The sequence below is a fragment of the Vibrio brasiliensis LMG 20546 genome (genome assembly GCF_000189255.1).
Lineage (GTDB): Bacteria > Pseudomonadota > Gammaproteobacteria > Enterobacterales > Vibrionaceae > Vibrio > Vibrio brasiliensis.
The window spans coordinates 1-20,922 of the sequence record NZ_AEVS01000009.1 but is presented as its reverse complement, the minus strand read 5'-3'; the positions used below and the strand labels follow the sequence as shown (position 1 = coordinate 20,922).

At 46.0% G+C, this 20,922-nt stretch carries 23 protein-coding genes; 12 read left to right on the top strand and 11 right to left on the bottom strand.

Annotated features, from left to right (window positions below; translation table 11 throughout):
- Positions 1-71: 71 nt before the first annotated feature.
- The 7 genes from RH46_RS02040 to nrfB all read right to left on the bottom strand — a co-directional run bounded on the left by RH46_RS02040 (position 72) and on the right by nrfB (position 5,761).
- Positions 72-530 carry a DUF2919 domain-containing protein gene (locus tag RH46_RS02040; RefSeq protein WP_006877737.1) on the bottom strand — a complete coding sequence of 153 codons (459 nt, stop codon included), beginning with the start codon at positions 528-530 and terminating at the stop codon, positions 72-74.
- Between the two features lie 108 nt (positions 531-638).
- Positions 639-1,094 (bottom strand): cytochrome c-type biogenesis protein, encoded by a 456-nt coding sequence (locus tag RH46_RS02035; protein WP_006877736.1) that lies wholly within the window; start codon positions 1,092-1,094, stop codon positions 639-641.
- A gap of 2 nt (positions 1,095-1,096) precedes the next feature.
- Positions 1,097-1,633, bottom strand: a complete 537-nt coding sequence (locus RH46_RS02030; RefSeq protein ID WP_006877735.1) for a DsbE family thiol:disulfide interchange protein — start codon at positions 1,631-1,633, stop codon at positions 1,097-1,099.
- Positions 1,611-3,506, bottom strand: a complete 1,896-nt coding sequence (locus RH46_RS02025) for a heme lyase CcmF/NrfE family subunit (protein WP_006877734.1) — start codon at positions 3,504-3,506, stop codon at positions 1,611-1,613. Before RH46_RS02025 ends, RH46_RS02030 begins: the two co-directional genes overlap by 23 nt.
- A gap of 2 nt (positions 3,507-3,508) precedes the next feature.
- Positions 3,509-4,480, bottom strand: a complete 972-nt coding sequence (gene nrfD / locus RH46_RS02020; protein ID WP_006877733.1) for a cytochrome c nitrite reductase subunit NrfD — start codon at positions 4,478-4,480, stop codon at positions 3,509-3,511.
- 2 nt (positions 4,481-4,482) lie between these two features.
- Positions 4,483-5,169 (bottom strand): cytochrome c nitrite reductase Fe-S protein, encoded by a 687-nt coding sequence (nrfC, locus tag RH46_RS02015; protein WP_006877732.1) that lies wholly within the window; start codon positions 5,167-5,169, stop codon positions 4,483-4,485.
- 1 nt (position 5,170) lies between these two features.
- Positions 5,171-5,761 (bottom strand): cytochrome c nitrite reductase pentaheme subunit, encoded by a 591-nt coding sequence (nrfB, locus tag RH46_RS02010; protein WP_006877731.1) that lies wholly within the window; start codon positions 5,759-5,761, stop codon positions 5,171-5,173.
- 477 nt (positions 5,762-6,238) lie between these two features.
- Here nrfB and nrfA point away from each other — a divergent pair, with 477 nt between their 5' ends.
- Complete coding sequence (gene nrfA / locus RH46_RS02005; RefSeq protein WP_006877730.1) at positions 6,239-7,666, top strand: ammonia-forming nitrite reductase cytochrome c552 subunit; 1,428 nt, start codon at positions 6,239-6,241, stop codon at positions 7,664-7,666.
- Positions 7,667-7,756: 90 nt separating this feature from the next.
- Here the strand turns inward: nrfA and RH46_RS02000 are convergent, their stop codons facing one another.
- Complete coding sequence (locus RH46_RS02000) at positions 7,757-8,308, bottom strand: TPR domain-containing protein (protein ID WP_006877729.1); 552 nt, start codon at positions 8,306-8,308, stop codon at positions 7,757-7,759.
- 60 nt (positions 8,309-8,368) lie between these two features.
- Between RH46_RS02000 and RH46_RS01995 the strand changes: the two genes are divergently transcribed.
- Complete coding sequence (locus RH46_RS01995; RefSeq protein WP_006877728.1) at positions 8,369-8,704, top strand: DUF2956 domain-containing protein; 336 nt, start codon at positions 8,369-8,371, stop codon at positions 8,702-8,704.
- Positions 8,688-9,047 carry a DUF4156 domain-containing protein gene (locus RH46_RS01990; RefSeq protein WP_006877727.1) on the top strand — a complete coding sequence of 120 codons (360 nt, stop codon included), beginning with the start codon at positions 8,688-8,690 and terminating at the stop codon, positions 9,045-9,047. The genes RH46_RS01995 and RH46_RS01990 overlap by 17 nt, the downstream gene beginning before the upstream one ends.
- Before the next feature lie 39 nt (positions 9,048-9,086).
- Here the strand turns inward: RH46_RS01990 and RH46_RS01985 are convergent, their stop codons facing one another.
- Positions 9,087-9,374 (bottom strand): winged helix-turn-helix domain-containing protein, encoded by a 288-nt coding sequence (locus tag RH46_RS01985; RefSeq protein ID WP_006877726.1) that lies wholly within the window; start codon positions 9,372-9,374, stop codon positions 9,087-9,089.
- A 204-nt stretch (positions 9,375-9,578) separates the two neighbouring features.
- Between RH46_RS01985 and RH46_RS01980 the strand changes: the two genes are divergently transcribed.
- The 4 genes from RH46_RS01980 to RH46_RS01965 are packed head-to-tail and all read left to right on the top strand — an operon-like array spanning position 9,579 to position 11,946.
- Complete coding sequence (locus RH46_RS01980; protein WP_040894850.1) at positions 9,579-9,926, top strand: ArsC family reductase; 348 nt, start codon at positions 9,579-9,581, stop codon at positions 9,924-9,926.
- Between the two features lie 21 nt (positions 9,927-9,947).
- Positions 9,948-11,081 carry a succinyl-diaminopimelate desuccinylase gene (gene dapE / locus RH46_RS01975; protein ID WP_006877724.1) on the top strand — a complete coding sequence of 378 codons (1,134 nt, stop codon included), beginning with the start codon at positions 9,948-9,950 and terminating at the stop codon, positions 11,079-11,081.
- Positions 11,082-11,083: 2 nt separating this feature from the next.
- Positions 11,084-11,767, top strand: coding sequence for a M15 family metallopeptidase (locus tag RH46_RS01970; protein ID WP_006877723.1), 684 nt, complete (start codon positions 11,084-11,086; stop codon positions 11,765-11,767).
- A complete protein-coding gene (locus RH46_RS01965; RefSeq protein WP_239925987.1) occupies positions 11,764-11,946 on the top strand; it encodes a DUF2897 family protein in 183 nt (60 codons plus the stop codon). The genes RH46_RS01970 and RH46_RS01965 overlap by 4 nt, the downstream gene beginning before the upstream one ends.
- Positions 11,947-11,976: 30 nt before the next feature.
- Here the strand turns inward: RH46_RS01965 and RH46_RS01960 are convergent, their stop codons facing one another.
- Both RH46_RS01960 and syd read right to left on the bottom strand, forming a co-directional pair.
- Positions 11,977-12,753 (bottom strand): Zn-ribbon-containing protein, encoded by a 777-nt coding sequence (locus RH46_RS01960; RefSeq protein WP_006877721.1) that lies wholly within the window; start codon positions 12,751-12,753, stop codon positions 11,977-11,979.
- Between the two features lie 2 nt (positions 12,754-12,755).
- Positions 12,756-13,301, bottom strand: a complete 546-nt coding sequence (gene syd, locus RH46_RS01955; protein WP_006877720.1) for a SecY-interacting protein — start codon at positions 13,299-13,301, stop codon at positions 12,756-12,758.
- Positions 13,302-13,383: 82 nt separating this feature from the next.
- Here syd and queF point away from each other — a divergent pair, with 82 nt between their 5' ends.
- The 5 genes from queF (at position 13,384) to xni (ending at position 20,593) form a co-directional block, all read left to right on the top strand.
- Positions 13,384-14,229: an NADPH-dependent 7-cyano-7-deazaguanine reductase QueF gene (queF, locus tag RH46_RS01950; RefSeq protein WP_006877719.1), complete on the top strand. Its 846-nt coding sequence runs from the start codon at positions 13,384-13,386 to the stop codon at positions 14,227-14,229.
- A 12-nt stretch (positions 14,230-14,241) separates the two neighbouring features.
- Positions 14,242-16,512 carry a tetratricopeptide repeat protein gene (locus tag RH46_RS01945; protein ID WP_006877718.1) on the top strand — a complete coding sequence of 757 codons (2,271 nt, stop codon included), beginning with the start codon at positions 14,242-14,244 and terminating at the stop codon, positions 16,510-16,512.
- A gap of 103 nt (positions 16,513-16,615) precedes the next feature.
- Complete coding sequence (locus RH46_RS01940; protein WP_006877717.1) at positions 16,616-18,181, top strand: GGDEF domain-containing protein; 1,566 nt, start codon at positions 16,616-16,618, stop codon at positions 18,179-18,181.
- A gap of 200 nt (positions 18,182-18,381) precedes the next feature.
- On the top strand, positions 18,382-19,746 hold the full coding sequence (ppnN, locus tag RH46_RS01935; protein WP_006877716.1) for a nucleotide 5'-monophosphate nucleosidase PpnN: 1,365 nt from the start codon (positions 18,382-18,384) through the stop codon (positions 19,744-19,746).
- Positions 19,747-19,810: 64 nt separating this feature from the next.
- Complete coding sequence (gene xni / locus RH46_RS01930) at positions 19,811-20,593, top strand: flap endonuclease Xni (protein WP_006877715.1); 783 nt, start codon at positions 19,811-19,813, stop codon at positions 20,591-20,593.
- Positions 20,594-20,922 lie beyond the last annotated feature (329 nt).

Here is a 20,922-nt window from a genome sequence, read left to right as displayed (position 1 = left end):
CACTTTCTTTTTTTGCTCAGTGTATTTCGTTTTTATTTCAATATATTGATAACGATCATCGCTTAGCACGATCACTGTGCCGGAGGGTTATGAAAGCTATCCCTAACACTGCGACTTTTAGCTACGTAGATAATAAACCATAGCAGGAGTAGCATCACGGCACCATTGGTCCAACTGAATGCCCCATGGGTGAGATAAACATGGTAAAGGCTTTGTGCCAATTGAGCGCTTGCGGTAACCAGAGTAATACTTCTACCCCATGAAACGATTCGGTTAAGCCAGTTTCGTTCCGGACTACGCAGACTAACCATCCACATCAGAAGGATGCTTGGAATGCCCATTGCCAACCCGAGGTAAAGCATGGAGTGATCGGGATACACTATCGACAATATTTTGCTGCCACTATCGCGGCTCGCGCCTGCGACAACAAACACTACCCATGCTTTGGCCATAAATAACCATCCAAACCAAAGAAGTTTAGGTGCCTTCAAAAAGCCATGTTTATCATATTGCTCTATTGCGTAACGCACTGATATCTAACTACTGCTACTAAATCAAACTCCACTCTATACCAATGAGCAAAATTTTCTATCAGTAAATTGTCATCTTTATCCGTCGTCGCAGAGCAGAGAGCTGTGTTAGCGGTTGGATGAGTCAACACCTATACGGCGCACAGAGAAAAGAATAAATCCTGCCAGCAACAGTAACGGCGCCAGCCACAATAACGCATTGGATAAACTGAATGAGGGTTTGTAGAGAACAAACTCTCCGTATCGCGCCGTCATAAAATCCACCACGTCCTGTTCACTCTGACCCTGATTGATTTTCTGAAACACGATTAAACGTAAATCTTTTGCAATCGGGGAATTCGATTCGACAAGATTCTGGTTCTGACATTGAGGACAGCGCAGCGACTTCGCCAGTTCAATGGCACGCTTTTGTAATTGAGGTGTTTTAAACTCAAACAGTTCAACCTGAGCATTTTGCTCACTCGTTGCAGCAACAAACAGCTCTTGCTCGCTTGCAAAAACCTTGCTGGAAAGCGCTGTCAAGAGTACACATACTAACCGAAACACGACCAAATAACGGCTCATAACTAACTCTGCCCCTGTTCAAAGTAGCGGGCAAAATGTTTATTCCACGCACGTTCGTTCAGCAAGCCAAAGTGCTTATAAACTATATTGCCTTCTCTGGTCACTAAATAAGTTTCAGGTGTACCAACCACACCAAGATCCAGCGAAAGCATCCCTTTAGGGTCATAAATTATCTCTGAGTACGGGTTACCCAACTGACCAAGATAATTAACGGCACCAGAGCGTTTATCACGATAGTTGAGGCCAACAATCGTGACTCCTTGCTGTTGCAGTTGATTTAGATATTCATGTTCCTGACGACATATCCCACACCAAGACGCCCAGACATTGACCAGCTGGTAATCATTCGAAAACAGCTGAGTACTATTAACGGGCAACTCACTGTTCAACAATTCAACAGACATAACAGGAAACTGGCGCACTACAGGTTTAGTATCAGGCCCAAACTGCTGCGAATTGAGCCCGGCAACAAGGAAACCAATAAACCCAGCTAATCCAATAATGAAAATCGTTATTTTATGCTTGCTTGATAGCGCCATTCACTGCCTCTTTACGTCGTTTTGGTAGCAAGGGTAACAGAGCCCCTAGCATAACAATCAGCGCACCACCCCATATCCAGCCAATATACGCTTTATACTGGATCTTCACTGCATAGGCACGAGAATCTACTTTACTCGCAAGGGTGACATAGTAATCCCCATGCCAGAACGAACCGATAGCAGGCTCACTCATATTCATGACTCGGACTGGATAGTGACGACGCTCTGGTGCCAGTTCAAATCCTTTGTTTTGCCTGGAAAAATATAACACCGCCTGCTCAGCAGTATAGTTGGGGCCAATCGTCCAGTTGGTGGTCAGATAGTCCACTTGCCAGTCTGCAAACTTGACCGACGTACCATCACTCATTTTATAGCTGGCTTCGTAAGAATGTTCTGCATTCATCACTGCGCCGACAGCGCTGATAGCTAGCCCGAGATGAGCGAGCGCCATAAAGGAGCAACGTGACTGTTTCACCACCAAAACTAGATGGCTAACCAACACCCACATCGCCAGTCCCCATACAATCAGCAAGATCGCAGCAGGATGTTCAACCTGTACCAGATAAATCAGGCATCCCGCGAGCAGACAAGCAACAAACATCGCCATGATCTGGCGCCATGAGTAATAGCCACCGCGCTGCCATTTCAACAATGGCACAAAGCCCATCGCCAGAAGAGCCAATAGGGTTAGTGGTAAGAACAGCGTATTAAAGTAGGGCGCACCGACGGATACTGAGCCTAAACCAGCCAATTCATAAACCATCGGATAAAAGGTGCCTAAAAACACGGTAAAGCTCGCGACCACAAGCAGTCCAACTGAGACGAGCGCTAAATAGCCGCGGCTGACTAAGGCGGTTATCGGCTTACTTATAACAACATCGCCACGTTCAAACAGTAACGAAAAAGAACCAAGCAGGGTGAGCGCCAAAATCACGAGTAAAGCAATCCCCTTACCCGGATCAACCGCGAATGCATGAACAGAAGTCAGTACACCGGAACGAACGATAAATGTACCTAGGATACTGAGACAGAAAGTAACCAGTGCGAGAATCAGAGCCGCGCGTTTTTGTTGCTCCTTACGCCGTGCCGCCAGCATCGCATGAAGCAGAGCGGTTCCCGTTAACCATGGCAGTAACGAAGCATTTTCTACCGGATCCCAAAACCACCAGCCGCCCCAACCCAGCTCGTTGTATGCCCACCAGGAGCCAACTAAGATACCTAGCGTCAGAAACGCCCACGCGGAAATCACCCAAGGAGTCGCCAACCTCACCCACTGATGGAAAAAACCAGGCTGCATGAGAGCGGCGATTGCAAAAGCGAGCACGGTAGAGAAGCCTATATAGCCAAGATAGAGTAACGGCGGATGAAAAATCAGACCAATATCTTGCAACATAGGGTTAAGGTCTCGCCCCTGTTCAAGCCACAGCTCAGAGTAACTAAATGGATTAGAAGCCGTCAGAGTAAACCAGCCAAAAGCCGCGATAAACAAGCCCATAATCCACAGCACATCTTGCAGATATCGGTTGGCAGCAGAACGGATAAAGGAGATACAGCAAGACCATAACGCCAGAGTGAAAACCCAAAAAAGCATTGAGCCTTCATGTCCCCCCCAAACGGCGGCGACTTTGAAAAACACAGGCAGAGCAGAGTTGGAATGAGAAGCAACGTAGTGAAACTGAAACTGATCGTTTACAAACAGGTAGGCAAGCGCAATAAGACTCAACGACGCCATCACGCCGTTAAGCCTCGCTATAAAAGATAAATCGAGAGTATGACCACTAGCAAACCACTTTTGCCAGGCATAGTGTGCACAACACAAAGTGCTGGAAAGGGTTACCCAAACCAAAGCAAAATGGCCAAACTCTCCTACCATATTTACACCACCGTCATTTGGCCGGCGTAAAGGATAAAGGTACGTAACATAAGTACACCAACCAGACTCAACGTTGTCACCATTAAGATATAACCGCCGTTATGACGGGTCTCTTTTGGCGTTACAGCATTAAGAGTTAGTGGCAGTACCATGCCTATCAGTACCACACCAAACCAGAACCAGTTCGACCAGAAACCGCCGCCAATTGCGTTCCATGCCGCGACCTCATTCTGACCACCACTAAAGATCAAGCCAGTAAAGAAGGTCACCAACACAAACAGTTCAAACATCACAACCGGACGTTCAAAGCTATGGACCCAAGACACACTAGGACTGGTTGCAGACTCTTTAAACAGCAAAATACCGAACATCAGACAGGCTGCTGCGCCCGATGACAGGCTTGAGAACAAGAACAGGATCGGAAGTACAGGATTATTCAGCATTGGGTAGGTTTTCAGAGCTGATAACAGGAAGCCTGTATATGCGGCCAGAACAATCGCCAGGAAACCTAAAAACAGCTCGATAGCATTGCTGTACTTACCTGACTTAATCAGCAAGCCATCCGCAAAATCGAGCAGCTTACCCGGCAACTTACCTTCACAAAAACTGATAATTTGGTGACGGAACAAAATACCAATCCAGATAAACAACACAATCATGTAAACCTGGAAAAGGATTACGCCCATAGACATCACCGAGCTAGGGTTGTAGAAAATCATGATTTTCCAGAATGACAGAGGCTTAGTCAGGTGGAAAATCAGGATAGTTAACCCTGAAATGATGCCAAACGGAGCCAGCCAGGCCATCGCTTTGATGATGCCATTACTCGCCGGGTCACCTTCGATCACTTTACGCTTAAGATACAGAGCTATCATCACCGCACCTGCGGACATGCCTGCCAGAAACAGATAAATTGCAATGATCCAGTCCCAGACCAGAGAGTCAAAGTGGAATGCATTTTCAAAACCATTCATGATCAGATCTCCCCTTTCTGGTGAGGTACTTTGTAGAGCTTAGGCTTAGTGCCAAGATGTACCTTATCTCGATAAACAACTTCACTGTTTAGCACCTGATTAATCTCACTATTTGGATCATTCAGATCACCAAAAATCAATGCTTTAGTCGGGCATGATTCGACACAAGCTGGAAGTTTACCTTGTGCTAAATTGGTGTCGCGACAGAAGTTACACTTATCAGCGGAGTGGTCTTCAGGATTGAAGAAACGTACCTGATATGGACACGCAGCTAAACAGTAGCCACAGCCGACACATTTCTCTTTGTGGACATCAATAATGCCGGTTTTCTCATCTTTGTAAGCGGCTCCTGTCGGGCAGACATAAACACAAGGAGGATTTTCACAATGCTGACAAGACTTGCGGGTAAAACGGTAATCAACATCAGGAAACTCACCTTGCGGCTCACTACGAATGATCTCAAGGCGAGAAACACCTTCCGGTACTTTATTCACCTCTCGGCACGCTTCGGTACATGCCGTACAGCCAATACAAGCGGTTTCATCGTGGATCATGCCATACAGCTTGTTACCATCCTGCTCGACATTTGCCAGCGACTTGCGACTGTTAAGCACAGCAGTACCTGCAACACCCGTGGTAAAAATAACCGCACCGGCACCAGTTAAGAAGTTTCGTCTAGAACAACTCATACTACTTCTCCTTATTCTTCAGCTGATTAAAATCGGCGTGGCAGTCAACACACAGCTTAATACGCTCTTTACGCTCCAGTCCTAACACCTTGGTTTTGTTGCCATGAACATCGTGACAGTTCGAGCAGGTCAGGTTTTTGGCGTGGACATCATGTGTCCAGCCATCGTCGCGCAACCTTTCTGGTGTATGACAATCGGTACATTGACTATTGGCTTTGAGTATTTCCTTCGGATCAAGAAAAACTTTATCGGTACCCACTGCTGATTGAGCACTCGAGTATTTGGTGACTTGTGGAGCACCCTCACGGTGATCTGGACCAATGTTGTTATGACACTCGGTACAATTCACTTCGCGGCCAAGAATCTTATGTGCATCTTCACCATGTGAACCAGAGAGGGTGTCTTTAGAATCCTTATGACATTGAATACACTTGTAATCTTTGTCACGGATAAGCGTGACTTCATGACGTGCTGATGTGGCTTCAAACTGCACTGTTGAAGTGTCGGCAACGGCATGAAGAGAATAACCATAGAGGCAGAATGCTAGAATGGATTTTAGCATTATGACTATGGCCAACTTTATATTGCCCATATTATCCTTTCCTTATTCCCGTACCATTTACTGAATAAACAATAACTTGATATACGGTTAAAAATTAAAGTCCTTCAATGCACTAATAAAGCACATCAAATGAGATCAATTCTTATTTTGGAAAAGCCACAACGCTATTAAGGAATATAGTACTCCACCTACACTTAAGGGGTATATAAAACTGTTCAAAATTCGATCTTCATCACCGAATATTTTTTGAGCCAAACCCACCTAAGTCACTGATGATAATGAGTTTCATTAAATTAGAACATCAATTCAAATACCCCTTTAGGGGTATAGGGATGCTAATTTGAACTGGATCACTAGCCAAAATTGATCTCAGACAATGAAGACTTATTACCAAGTTATTTAATTTATTTCTATTTATTACAATGTATTTCAGTTTCTCCAGTTCTTAGTTTGGAATATAGCCAGTTCACAACGCTGCTTATAAAAACAGAATACGGAGATAGCACTGTGAATAAATTGCATTGGATACCGAAATCCGCTGCAGCATTAGCAATCGTGGCCAGCTCACTACTGAGTGTCACCAGCTTTGCTGCGTCCGACGACAAAGGCTTAATTGACCCGCGCAATGACGCCTACCAGCAACAACACCCAGACCAGTACGAGTCATGGAAAGCAACATCAGAAAGTGAACATATCGAAGATGCGTTAGCTGAAGATCCTAACATGGTGATCTTATGGGCTGGCTATGGCTTTGCCAAAGACTACAACAAGGCTCGCGGCCACTTTTATGCGCTTGATGATGTCAGACAGACTCTGCGTACAGGCGCACCACAAGATGAAAACTCAGGCCCAATGCCAATGGCTTGTTGGAGTTGTAAGAGCCCTGACGTAGGTCGAGTGATCGATGAACGTGGTGAAGACGGCTACTTTGAGGGTAAATGGGCTCGTCTGGGTGACCAAATTGCTAACCCGATTGGCTGTGCAGACTGTCACGATACCCGCAGCGAAGAGTTCAAAAATGGAGAACCAGCACTCGCACTGGCAAAACCTTATGTAGAACGCGCGTTCCAGGCCATTGATAAACCATTTGAAAAACAATCCAGACTTGATCAGCAAGCTTCTGTGTGTGGTCAGTGTCACGTCGAGTACTACTTTACTGGACCAAACAAGTCAGTCAAATTCCCTTGGGATAAAGGAACCACTGTCGATGATATGGAAGAGTATTACGACGCTCTAGGCTTCAAAGACTGGACTCACAAAGTGTCTAAGGCACCGATGCTCAAAGCTCAGCACCCTGGCTATGAAACCTGGCGTGATGGCATCCACGGCAAAAACAAAGTCGCGTGTGTTGACTGTCATATGCCTAAAGTGACCAAGGAAGATGGTACGGTATATACAGACCACAAAGTAGGTAACCCGTTTGATCGCTTTGAAGATACCTGTGCTAACTGTCACACCCAATCAAAAGAGCAATTACGCGACATAGTTTCTACTCGTAAAGCGCAAGTACTTAACATGAAACTGACCGCTGAGAAGCAAATTGTTGCGGCGCACTTTGAAGCGGGTGCCGCTTGGGATGCTGGCGCAACTGAAGCGGAAATGAAAGACATTCTTCAGGATATCCGTCATGCGCAATGGCGTTGGGATTACGCTATCGCGTCACACGGCGTTCATATGCATGCGCCTGAAGTTGCACTTGAGGTGTTAGGTACCGCGGTAGACCGTGCTGCTGATGCTCGTACTAAGATCGTTCGTCTATTAGCGAAAAAAGGCATCACAGAGCCAGTTGAGCTGCCTGACATCTCGACCAAAGCTGCTGCGCAAAAAGCACTAGGCATGGATATGGATAAGATGAACGCTGATAAGCAAAACTTCCTCAAAACAGTTGTACCTGATTGGGACAAAGCGGCGCAAGAGCGTGAGTCTGAATACTAGTAGTTAACCTAATAACTAAAAACCGGCGTATATCACGCCGGTTTTTTTATCGTTCAATTATAGAGAATCACGCTTATCAGTCATAATTTCTCAGAGCAGCTCTTTTGCCTGATTCAATGAATGGATGATAGATACGCGGTCAAGTTCAGTACTATTGGAATCAAGCATTTGAGTCCAGGTATCGATCGCTTGCTGATAACGCAGACTGATAAAGTGATCACCAGCAATAAGAGCCAGAGCGGTAAGATTATCAGGTTCAAGAGTTAAGGCTTGATCTAGCAGGGCTTGCACTTCTTCTGTCACAACCTGTTTCTCAAGATAGTAGAGCGCACTCGCTTTGGCCGCGAGTTGACTTGCCGAAGGGTTATCGCTCAACCGCACCGCATAATCAAAACAGGTCAATGCAGCAAGAAATTCCTGTTTATTCATATAGCCATGACCAAGCTGAAACCATAATTCTCCCTGATTGGGATCTTGCTTAAGCTTATCCTGTAACGAATTCATCCAGTCAGAAGGTGCAGCTCGTTCCAGAGGCTTGGGTAACTCGGGAGCCTGCCCTTGCCACCAAAGAGACAAAGGGATAGCGAGTACCAAACTGGCGAGAAGAGTTCGTTTCATCGGCATAGCTAAGCTTTTGATCATCATTTCATAACTATATCGTGATAGGATAAAAGCATCTTTGATCTAGCTAGACCTATTAACATGAAAAACAAAGTTGTCCCTTCACAGGAAACACAACAAGAAGCAATGAAAATTGCCAAAGCGACACAAAAACCCGGTCAGACTAAAGAACAGACTAAACTCATTGCTCAAGGAATTGAAAAAGGCATCGCTCAATACAAGAAGCAGCAAAAAGAGCGCTCACGTCAGGCCGATAAAGCTAAAAAGAAAGTACAAAAAGCGAAGCAGGCTAATCAAGCACAAGTCACTGAGCAACAAATCGTTCCTCAACAAAAATCAGAAAAAGCCTCAATGCTGCCTTGGCTGCTACTCATCGTAAGTTGGATAGGATTTTTTGTTTATGTCACTCAAAAATAAGCTATTAACTGCTTCTCTCGGTACGTTACTACTGGCAGGTTGTACAACCCCATATACCAAGATAAATAGCGACGCCTCAGAGGTTCATTTAAGGTTAGATGGTCAGTTTGACGCTGCTGATTGCCAATGGCTAGGTGAAGTGACGGGTAGTGAAGGTCACTGGTACAGCTACCTGTTTTTTCCCAATGACGTATTGGTTAGAGGGGCGCTCAATGATGTCAAAAACCGGGCTCATCAATTAGGTGCGAATACCGTTTATCTGGTACAGCCCCAAGATTTTGTGACGTCATTTACCGTGATGGGTAATGCTTATGTTTGCCCAGATAAAGGGACCAGAAAGTAAAAAACCTAGCGAGTAACTCGCTAGGTTGGAAATTCACTGCTAGGCACTAAAACCTAAACTGGCTGCGATATCCGATCGACGTTCAGTAACCCATTGACTATCAAACGGTCCCCAATCTGATAACTGGTAATAACCATCGTTATGACGTCTGCCATCTTGGACAAACATCAGCTCAATGCCAATTCCCGGTAATGCTTTAATCACGTCTTGAATAGTGCGACGCGGCCAGCCTGTTTGCTCAATCAGTTTCGGCACATTTGGCCGCTCTAAATTTTCGACAAGCAGTGCAAGATATAAGCGCCTTGCAAAGACAGGACTCAATTCCATTGATACCTCCTATAAATTTCTAGAGTCATTATTTCTGTTTTGCTTAAGCGTGTGTTGCGTTTGATCAAAAACTCTACGATCGTCATCGTTTGAAACATCTTTTTTTAGCTCAATGAAATATATCCATCACACTTTTGTCTCGCTGTGTAGTTCCTGCTAGGATGCAGAAAACATATTAAAAAAGTCACTTTCAAAGGTTCTAGTATGACAATCACTATGTATGGCATCCCTAACTGCGACACCATCAAGAAAGCCAAAAGATGGCTTGAAGCAGAGGGAGTGGAATACAGCTTTCACGACTACCGAAAACAAGGTATCGATAAGGCAATGGTAGAGACATTTTGTCAGCAGCTTGGCTGGGAGAACGTCGTTAACAAACGTGGCACTACCTATCGCCAACTAACCCAAGAGCAAAAAGACAACCTCGATCAGGCGAGCGCTGTTGAACTATTGGTTGAACAACCAGCCATGATCAAGCGCCCTATTCTGCTAGCCAACGATGACTACCACCTTGGTTTTAAAGCCGACCAGTACGCCGCCATTTTTTCATAAAGTAAGTAAAGGATTTCAAGGATGACAGACAGCCCAACTCTGGCTCTCGCAAAAGATTTAATTAGCCGTCAATCAGTAACCCCAGAAGACGCTGGCTGCCAAGAGGTAATGATCGAACGCCTTAAAGCACTGGGCTTTAATATCGAAGTGATGGTATTTGAAGATACCACTAACTTCTGGGCTCGCCGTGGTACAGAAGCTCCACTGTTTGCCTTTGCTGGCCATACCGACGTAGTACCAGCAGGAAAACTTAAGCAGTGGGATACTCCCCCTTTTGAACCAACCATCAAAGGTGAGTTCCTACACGGTCGCGGTGCAGCGGATATGAAAGGCTCGCTGGCAAGTATGATTGTTGCTGTTGAGCAGTTCATTGCTGAGAACCCAAACCATAAAGGTTCTATTGGTTTCCTTATCACTTCAGATGAAGAGGGCCCTTTCATTAACGGTACCGTTCGAGTGGTCGAAACTCTTATGGAACGTGGTGAGAACATCGATATGTGTATCGTGGGTGAGCCTTCGAGTACCGAAGTGGTTGGCGACGTAGTTAAAAACGGTCGTCGCGGCTCAATTACTGGTGACCTGACGGTGAAGGGAATTCAGGGCCACGTAGCTTACCCACATCTGGCGCGCAACCCAGTGCATCAGTCTTTGCTGGCGATTAATGAACTGGCAACAACGGAATGGGACCAAGGCAACGCTTACTTCCCGCCAACCAGTTTCCAAATCCCGAATGTACACGCAGGCACTGGTGCATCGAATGTCATTCCAGGTGAATTTAACGTTCAGTTCAACCTACGTTTCAGTACAGAACTCAGCAATGACGTGATCGTTGCGCGAGTGACAGAGACTCTGGATAAACATGACCTTGATTATGATCTGAAGTGGACTTTCAATGGTGACCCGTTCCTGACAGATACCGGCGCGCTGCTTGACGCGGTTGTCGATGCTGTTGATACGGTAAACCAAACTAAGCCAGCCCTACTAACCACTGGTGGTACATCTGATGGCCGCTTTATTGCCCGCATGGGTGGTCAGGTGGTGGAACTTGGTCCGGTTAACGCAACCATTCACAAGGTCAACGAGTGTGTAAAAGTCGCAGACCTTGAGAAGTTAACTGAAATGTACCAGAAAACATTAGACAACCTATTGGCGTGATAATGACTCCTGAGCAGCTAACCGGACAAACCAGCTCCCATCTGGTGGAAACTATCGTTGGACAAAAAACCTTTCTGGTTCACCCACAGGTGAGCCAGGATCTTTTGTCACTCAAAGCGTCTGCTGCTCAGGCAGGTTTTAATCTCAACATCGCCAGCGGTTTTCGCGACTTTGAACGCCAGAAAACCATCTGGAACAATAAGATGTCAGGTAGAACAGCAATTTTGGACAGTGACAGTCAGCCATTGGAAGCGGATTCCCTGTCTGAGCAACAGAAAGTGATGGCTATTTTACGCTGGTCAGCACTTCCGGGGGGCAGTCGTCATCACTGGGGAACGGACTTCGATCTGTTTGACCGCGACAGTCTGCCTGCCGACACTCAGTTACAACTTGAGCCATGGGAATACCTTACTGGTCATCAGGCTAAGTTCTACGTCTGGTTGAAAGAGAATCTTGCTCTACACGGGTTCTTTTTCCCCTATGCCGAAGACCTTGGTGGTGTAGCCCCAGAGCCATGGCATATAAGCCATTGGCAAACGGCTGAACTGTGCTTAAAAAAACTCAGCGTAACAACTCTTGAGCAACAACTGAGTACAGCTCCCATTTTGGGTAAACAAGCGGTGTTAGGCCAGCTAGAAACGATCTACAATCAGTTTATTAGCAATATTTGTCAGCAGGTACCGTGATGGAACTTCTTACCAACCCTTGGGTTATCATCTTTATTGTTCTTAGTGTCATCATTGGTAACATTGCCGCGCTAAAGTACACCGCCAAAATGAAGTTTGGTCAGATGGACAAAAAGCCTGATTCACCAAAAGAGTCAGAGAGCAAAACCGAGAATCACAACGAAAAAGACCCGCAATAACTGCGGGTCTTTTTATTGTCGGCTAAACCACTACTTGATGTGGTCCCAAGAGATGTTAGAGACGATTCGGCAATCATCGCATTTGAAGTAAAAGATATCGTGTAGAGGCTCATCGAGTAACCACTCACCGCCACACTTAGGGCACTTACGCTCCTTCTCTTCCGCTAGACTCTTACCACCGACACGATATTGGTAGTAGTAAGTAGGGATCTTAGTGATGTATTCAATTCGACCGCGTAAATCCCAGCCACGTTTGAATAGCACACTGTCAGTTTCACAAATCTCATGCAATGCTGCATGCTCTGCTCTGCAACCACCAGCCATCTGAATTTCATCACACGCCTGCCACTCAGTTTGCCACTTGATCACCGCTTTATGGTCACCGTTGAGAGTTGGGTCATTGCGGTAAAGTGGAATCGGTAAAAGGGTTTCGCCACTACGCAGTGGTGAGCAGGTGTGAACATATGTGGTGTAAAGCACCTGCCAGCTCGGTGCCTCTTGCTCTGCGGCCTGTTCCGAATTCAGATCTCGGCCAAGCAGGCGCATTTTAGGCGCCAACAAGCACGCTTCTGTCAGACGATTTAAGCAAACTTTTACAAAGTCTGAATGGTAGCTCGGGTGCAAACTGTCTTGTTCAGGACAGACTACACGTACGTAAAATTCGCCCTCACCCATCACAATAGGGAATTCACGCCCTAGCACCTGGCCGTTGTAACGCAGTGCGTCCATCAAACCATTAATCGCCTTATCAACTGCGGTAATTGTGGTGTTATCGAAACACTCGAACTGAAGTTCAACAACGTACATGGTTACACCACAGGCTCTAGGTTAGCTAAGAACTCACTGATATCTTGTGCCAGAACATCACGCTTGTCAGTGCCTAAACGTTCCAGAATCACGTTACCAGACAGGTTACAAATCGAGATTACGTCCAGTTCAGCGTCTGTTGCCGCAATGAAAACAGTAGGCTTGAGTTTTAGTCGGCGCTGAGTCACCAGGTGACCAAGAATGTTTTCCTGAAGACGCACAAAATCATCATCGCTCCAGACCTGAAGTAACGTCAGCTCATTACCTTGCCACGTTGCCTCCATATCAGCACTGTACTGAGAGCCGTAGAAGGTTTTGATATCTTGGTGCAAAGTTAGCTCGATACCGTTTTCAACGTTAGTAAAATCTGCCGGCGTTTCTCGCTGACAAGCCTGCCACTCTACCGAATCGGCACTTTTTGTTTCGACACAAGGCGATACCAAATCCACCAGCTCGCTGCTGGTCGGTAAATGTCCCAGTGCATCTAAGTGTGCCTGACGGTATTTTTCACTAAATGAGAGTAACGCTTGTAAAGCACTATCAGCCATTAGATTCTCCAACATGAATATTCGCTTTTAACAGCGGGATTGCGTAAAATTCTCGACATTCTAATAGAAAACGAACAAAAGTATGAGCAAATATTCTGACGCTAAAGAGCTAGCGGGCCTAACCTTAGGTCAAAAGACTGAGTATTCAAACCAGTACGACCCAAGCTTACTTCAACCCGTACCTCGTAGTCTTAACCGCGACGACCTCGATCTGGGTGATACTCTACCGTTTCAGGGCTGCGATATCTGGACTCTGTATGAGCTCTCTTGGCTAAACGAAAAAGGATTACCTCAAGTTGCGATTGGCGAGGTTTCCATTCCCGCGACCAGCACTAACTTGATTGAGTCAAAATCGTTCAAACTTTACCTGAATAGCTTTAATCAAACTCGATTTGCGAGCTGGGATGAGGTTGAGCGAGCATTAGTAAAAGATTTGTCTCACTGCGCTGGCGAAGAAGTTTCGGTAACTATTCGTTCAGTCGTTGACTACACCGATTCTGTTGTTGTCACTATGGATGGCGATTGCATTGACGATCAGGATATCGAGATCACCAGCTACGACTTTGATCGTACTCTTATTCAAGGCGCTGCGACTGGCGACATTGTTGAAGAGAGCTTACATAGTCACTTATTGAAATCGAACTGTCTGATTACTAACCAGCCTGACTGGGGCAGTGTTGAAATTCAATACAAAGGTAAGCAAATCGACCGTGAGGCACTTCTGCGCTACATCGTTTCGTTCCGCGAACATAACGAATTCCACGAGCAGTGTGTTGAACGAATCTTCACTGACATCATGGAGTTTTGTCAGCCTGAGTCATTAACCGTATACGCACGTTACACGCGCCGTGGTGGTCTGGACATCAACCCATACCGTTCTAACGTTAATGGGCAGCCTAACCACAATCAACGTATGGCTCGCCAATAGGAAGTACTCAGGATGATAACGATACGCTGGAAACACTATTTGTGCACTTTACTGCTAATGGTGTCTTCACCATTGATGGCGAGTACGATTTACTCTTCGCCATCACTGAATGAAGCAAACAGTCTGGTCAACATTGTTCCCAAACAAGCGAAACAACTGGCGACTAACTATCTGAACCAGCGTACCTTATCAGACAAAACTGAGCAGAGCCCATCAGGTATTTCCCGCGATGAGACAGATGGTCGCACCCGAACTCCGGGGAGCACTATAGATGCATTACGTATTCTGGCGCGCGCTGAATTCAATATCGGCAACCTGCATGGCGCTCAAAAGTACTTACAAGAAGCCAAAGCACTGGCTGAAACGTACAAACTGCCTTATTTACTGGTCGAAACTAAACTGGTTGAAATCCGCATCAACTGGCTGATCGATGGTAACGCAATAAAAGCACGAGAAGCGCTGTCGCAAATCGAGCAAGAGTTCGGTCAGATAGATAATGCTCAGCAACTCGCTCGCGGTCTCAAGTACAACATCACCATGCTTAAAGCGGCTATTGCTTCGAAAGAAGGTGAGATTAGTATTGCCGATCAATACTACCTTGCGGCCAAACCCTATGTGGAAAGTGCTAAGTCCATCCACACCTGGATTGAGTACCATACTACGGTTGGTAAACACTTACTTGCTAACAAGAAGTACAACCGTGCCCTGTCTGAGCTGTTAATGAGTTACTGGAAGGCAATTGAAACTGACTCTGCTCGTCAATTAGCCGAAGTAAACCAAATTCTCGGCCAACTGTTTTACGAGCGTAAGGTATTGGACAAAGCCAATGACCACTACTCTCAGGCGGCTGACTTTTTCGACAATTATCAAAACTCCCCTGTTCTGGCGCCAATACTGAAAAGCATGGGCGACATCTACTTTCAACAGGCAAAATACAATTTAGCTCTGGTCCACTACTTCAATGCTATGGATCATGAGCGAATGCAGAACAATATTGAAAGTGTGATTGAGATTCGTATTTCTCTTGCAGCGACCTACCTGCATCTGGTCAATTACCCCCTTGCGGAGCAGTATCTGGATCGAGCGCAAGAACTGCTCAACTATGCCGATATTCCACGCTTAAAATCTTACGCATTTTTGCTTGAATCTGGCCTGGCTTTGCATAAAAAAGAGCCTCAAAAGGTAATTACTAAAGCTCGTAACGCTCTAGAGATAGCGGAACAGCAGCAAGATATCAGCACCCAAAAATCTGCCTATCAGTTACTGTACCTTGGCTACGAACTTGATAAGCAGTACAAGCTTGCTCTTGAGTATCTTGAACAGTACAACTCGCTGGCAACCATTGAGCAGCAAGAGCTTGATTTAATTAGTGAAGATGCGTTTCGTCAACAGAAGGAGTTTGTCGAACAGACTCTTCATCTTAATGGCCAGCAAGAACAACTGGAGAGAACACACAACGAGTATCGTAAGTTCCAGAACATTACCTTCACTCTGTTCATCCTCTGTGCCCTGCTATTCATCTTCCTGATGCGCCGTGGTCACGTAATCAATGTTCAGAAAGATGAGTTGGATGAACTTAACGACGATCTCTACACCCATTCCCGTTCTGGATTGAAAAATTTACGTATGCTCAATGCTAAATTGCCTGCGTCGCTTGAAGAGAGCAGTCACAAGTTTGAAAAATGGCATGTCGGTGAACTGATTCATGAACCGCTGAATGACCGTCTGCGCTTTGTTATGATTGACGTACCATTCCTGCGTAATATGTACCTTCAACATGGTTATCAAGAAGGTCTGAAACTTGAGCGGGCATTTGGTGATTACTTAAAAGAGCGAGTGGAACATCCGGCTCGTATCTACCACTTTTCTGATGCTAACCTGCTCTATATTGAGCCCAATGGTAAGGATGCTACCGACCCTGAAGTGGTGTTCGAAAAGATCCAACAATGGATCATGGACTTTAAACCACAAAGGAGCCTTAACCGTGTTATCCGGATTGGTATGGCGGACTACCCGTTCCTGCCAAGAGCCTATACCGCGGTTAATGATAAGGAACTAATTGATGTGCTATTAATGTCAACCAGCACAGCTCGCACCTTGAGTATGAAAGAGCATTCAAGCCAGTGGGTCTATCTCAAGGCAATTGAAAATGCTCCTGCTGCAAGTTTAGCCACTGGTAATATCCGCAAGGCGTGCAAGCATTCAATCAACCAGGGGCTAATAAAAGTACACTCATCGTTCAAGAATGAGGACAGCATCAAAAAACTACTAAAAGATGAGTAAAAGCTCGTCAATCAAACGTGGTAAGTCGTGACGCACCCGTTTTATTTGATATTATCGACAGATTAATTAATAAAATAGATTCCATCTTTAAGTTTATATTTTCATGGGCGTTCTCGAACAAGATCTTCAGTCACAGTTGCACAACCTGAAATCTCAATTGGAACAAGTTCGATTGACACAAAGGGATACCTCGTTCAAATTTAAACGAGAGCAAAAGGTACTCCAACGCATCATTGCGTCGCTTAGTAACGCCTATAAAAGTGAAAACCCTCGATTACAGACGGGTCTAATAGAATTAAAACAAGCTATCGAGCAACAACAAGACGTCAGTACACTAATACCTAAGCTAGCGGTATTAGAACGCTTGCTTAAACAACAAGGCTTGGCTATGGAAAAACAGACAGAACATTTAGATACGCAAATAAAGCACAGTGGCGAAACGCTGCTGCGTCTTACTGGCCTGCCAGCTAAGATTAAACGCGATCTACGTGATCTGCTCAGTTACTCAAGCGGCCTTGAACACTCTAAAGCAGAACAAGCGCTACGTTTACTTGGGCTCTATGAACGCTCAGTCAAAATCATTACTTCCAATCCAGAATTCAGTATTAATCAGATATCGAGCAGTTCCGACCGTGAATTGCTGTTAAGACTTTCTGAAGAGTTACAGCACTTGATCACTGAGCTCGATTTTGAAGGTGAATCTGGTGATCTGTTGGCTGATATTCGTGCCAAGCTACTGATAGGGGTTAACAGCCACGTTTTACTTGAGATGACGCTCCAGACTCTCAAACTAGTGATTGAAGGAACGCATTATGAGCGTAAGACTTCAGAGCAGTTCCTTGAGCAAGTCAACGCATCGCTGTCCTCTTCACTAAAAAGTTCAGCACAAAACGTCCAGCAATCCCACAGTTATTTCGACCACCGCCAGGAGATGAGCGGCGAGCTGACTGAACTGCTCAATGATACTCAGGCAAAAGTTACTGGCGCGAAAGATCTCGAGTCACTGAAAACTCAGGTGAATCCACTACTCGCGCAGCTTAACTCATTAACTGAGCGTCTCAAGCACGCCGAACAACGTGAGCAAGCGTTACTGGATCGCATGGACTATGGCAAGAATCAACTCGAAGCCTTATATGAGGTTACTCAGGATTACCGTCGTCGTTTAGAAGATCAGGCACAGAGAATGCTGCTCGACCCTCTGACCAAGGTCTATAACCGAGCTGCCTTTACTGACAGACTAGAGTTAGAGTACCGCCGCTGGATTCGTGCTCAACACTGCTTACGTATTGTCCTGCTTGATATTGACGGGTTTAAGGCAATCAACGATAGCTTTGGCTACGCTGCCGGTGATAAAGCGCTGAAAATCATTGCTAGAACCATCAAAAAAGAACTTCAGGACACAGACACTGTCGCCCGTTTTTCTGGTGAAGAGTTCATTCTGCTACTGCCTGAAGTGAATGATACTGATGCATTTAACCTGATTCAGACCATTCAGACTCAGGTATCCAAACTGCCATTCAAATTCCGTGACCGCAACCTGACGATTACCCTATCGGCGGCGAGCACCGCATTTAAAGACTCGGATACGCCAGAAGAAGTTCTGGAGCGCATAAACTTATGCCTTAATGAGGCAAAAAGCATTGGTAAGAACCAGCTCGTCTGGCGCTAACCCTCCGACCTCCATCCCTGCCACTCGTTTTAAACTGTGATTGATCTATATATATCAAACAGTTAGCTTTCTTATCATCAAAAACCTGCTAAGCTTAAAAGACCGTTGCTCACTAAGCATGACTAATTAGCAGCGTGGAAGGACAAGAATAACAACGATAAAGCACTCAACTTGAGTGTGAATTGTTCAAGGAGGTCACTATGATCACGCATATCAGTCCAGCTGGCAGTATGGACTTACTCTCTCAACTCGAAGTTGAGCGCCTTAAGAAAACTGCTGCGAGTGATCTATACCAACTCTACCGTAACTGTACTCTGGCGGTACTGAACTCGGGCAGCCATACCGATAACTCCAAAGAGCTGTTGGACAAATATAAATCTTTTGATGTTAACGTCGTACGCCGCGAACGCGGGATTAAGCTTGAACTAAACAACGCTCCTGAACATGCGTTTGTCGATGGCGAAATCATCAAGGGTATCCAGGAACACCTGTTCTCAGTGCTTCGTGACATTGTTTACGTCAACATGCACCTTGCAGATAACCAGCGACTTAACTTAACCAACGCGAGCCACATTACTAACCTGGTATTTGGCATCTTGCGTAACGCTGGCGCACTGACTCCGGGCATCGAGCCTAACCTTGTAGTCTGCTGGGGTGGTCACTCTATTAACCCTACAGAATACCAGTACACTCGCGAGGTCGGTAACGAGTTAGGCCTGCGCGAGATGAACATCTGTACCGGTTGTGGACCGGGTGCGATGGAAGGGCCAATGAAAGGCGCCGCTATCGGCCATGCTAAGCAACGTTACTACGAGCAGCGTTACCTTGGTCTGACCGAACCGTCAATCATTGCTGCTGAGCCGCCAAATCCAATCGTTAATGAACTGGTCATCATGCCGGACATTGAGAAGCGTCTCGAAGCCTTTGTTCGCATGGCTCATGGTATCGTTATCTTCCCGGGCGGTGCAGGTACTGCAGAAGAGCTGCTCTACATTCTTGGCATCATGATGCACCCGGATAATGCTGACCAACCGCTGCCTATCGTTCTGACAGGTCCGAAAGAGAGTGAGGAGTACTTCCGTTCAATCGACCGCTTTATCGGCGATACGCTGGGTGAAGATGCACAAAAACACTACCAGATTGTTGTTGATGACCCAGCTAAGGTTGCTCAAATCATGAAACAGAGCATGGCTGATGTTCGCCAGTACCGCAAAGATACCGGCGACGCTTACAGCTTCAACTGGTCACTTAAGATTGAACCTGAGTTCCAGCTCCCGTTCGATCCGACCCACGACAATATGTCGAGCCTCGACCTACATATGAACCAGCGTCCTGAGAATTTAGCTGCTGCGCTGCGTCAGGCCTTCTCAGGCATCGTCGCCGGTAACGTTAAGGCTGAAGGGATTAGAGAAATCGAACGCCACGGTCCATTTACCCTTGATGGCGACGCAAGTCTGATGAAGAAAATGGATAAGTTGCTGAGAGACTTTGTTGAGCAGGATCGTATGAAATTACCTGGTGGTACCGCTTACGAACCATGCTATCAAATTAAGACCAGTAGTTAGTCACTGGCAATATTAGCTTCTTCCGATACAATAAGGGCCCTGTGCCCTTATTTTTTTGATTTTTATGTCTATTCATCTTGTTATCATCGATGCTCTAAACCTGATCCGCCGTGTCCATTCGGCGCAGCCTGACCCAACCGATATAGCAAGAACCATAGCAACCACTTCTCGTACTATTCAACGAATTTTAAATGAATCACAGCCGACCCATATTATTGCGGTCTTTGATCATCACTTACAGGAACGCGGCTGGCGTGCAGAGGTCCTGCCACAGTACAAGGAAAATCGTAAACCTATGCCTGAGCCGCTGATGAACGGTCTGGAAGCGATTCAAGACGCCTGGTGGAAACTTGGCATAGACTCACTACTCTCTGATGGTGATGAGGCGGATGATCTGGTTGCTACGCTGGCAATGAAAGTAGCCAGTCACAACGAGAAAGTAACCATCATCTCGACAGATAAGGGCTACTGTCAGTTACTTTCACCGACACTACAAATCCGTGATTACTTCCAGCATCGTTGGCTGGATGAGCCTTTTATTGAAATGGAGTTTGGTGTTAAACCCCATCAGCTTGCCGATTACTGGGGACTTGCCGGAATTAGCTCAAGTCAGGTGCCAGGCATTCCAGGCGTAGGACCTAAAGCGGCCAAAGAGATATTGACCCAGTTTGACAACATCGAGCAAGCCTATGCCAGTGATGAGCTACCCGCTAAATACCGTAAGAAACTCGACGAGCATATAGAGTCAGCGCGTAAATGTAAGCAAATTGCAGCACTAAAGACAGATATGGAGTTGGGCTTTAACTTGCAAGATATTCGGTTTACCGGGCCCAACAAAGAAGAGTAAAGCGAGAAGCGAGAAGCGAGAAGCGAGAAGCGAGAAGCGAGAAGCGAGAAGCGAGAAGCGAGAAGCGAGAAGCGAGAAGCGAGAAGCGAGAAGCGAGAAGCGAGAAGCGAGAAGCGAGAAGCGAGAAGCGAGAAGCGAGAAGCGAGAAGCGAGAAGCGAGAAGCGAGAAGCGAGAAGCGAGAAGCGAGAAGCGAGAAGCGAGAAGCGAGAAAATCTTGGAAGGGTTGACAGTGCATGTCAACCCTTTTCTTTTAAATTCAGACAATTAAACCTAAATATTAGCCAGCGCTGCCTGCTACTTTCGACTCTCTCACCACAAGCTCCTCTCG